The sequence below is a fragment of the Klebsiella sp. A-Nf5 genome (assembly GCF_002810545.1).
Classification (GTDB): domain Bacteria; phylum Pseudomonadota; class Gammaproteobacteria; order Enterobacterales; family Enterobacteriaceae; genus Klebsiella; species Klebsiella variicola.
In genome coordinates, this window is the sequence record NZ_PIOG01000137.1 from 1 (window position 1) to 643 (window position 643).

1 protein-coding gene and 1 pseudogene are annotated in these 643 nt (G+C 46.3%); one reads left to right on the top strand and one right to left on the bottom strand.

Annotated features, from left to right (window positions below; translation table 11 throughout):
• Window positions 1–181 (top strand): helix-turn-helix transcriptional regulator (locus CWM53_RS13905; protein ID WP_133124351.1); only part of this gene is annotated, 181 nt, incomplete at its 5' end.
• A 106-nt stretch (window positions 182–287) separates the two neighbouring features.
• On the opposite strand, the pseudogene CWM53_RS13910 reads toward CWM53_RS13905, so the two are convergent.
• Window positions 288–643: pseudogene (locus CWM53_RS13910) on the bottom strand (hypothetical protein); the annotation flags it as partial.

Here is a 643-nt window from a genome sequence, read left to right on the forward strand (position 1 = left end):
GTCTTTTTATACTATTGATAAGCAGGGAAAAGATGGCGATTTTCCTAAACGCTTCTCACTGACGCCACGCGTTGTTGCCTGGAACCGGGATGAGGTGGAAGCTTGGCCAGACGCACGTCAGAAATACCCCGACTTAATTGAGCGTGACGCGGGGATGATGAAAGGTCTGGAAAAAACGTGAGAGATACACAGGCAAAAGTTTGCAGCAAATCGTCAGCGCGCAACTTGTCAGACAGAGGAGGGCTCCGGGCGGAAAGATGAAACGATGCCGCCCGTTTATCGCAATTTCAGATTCCTTCCTCTCTGTCAAACAACCTCAGCATTTCAACCGAAACAGGCTTGGGTGAATGCCATTCACACTCACCGCGTAAACGAAAATCAGAAATAGCTGCTTCAATGATCTGTTGGCTTAACGACGGAGCGTCAATAATCATCTGCAACCCCAGTCCATAAGCATAGTTGGGTAAAAAACGATAACAGCAGTGAATTATGGGCGGATCGTCATGAGCTATCTCCTGCTCGCGTTTATGAACATACTGTGAAAAAGTCAGGTTGCCAAACATGACATATTTACTGGGTTCTCGGAATATCATTGTGTGGCTTAGAATTTTTCCTTTTGCGTCGTAATTGTGTCTGGTTTCCA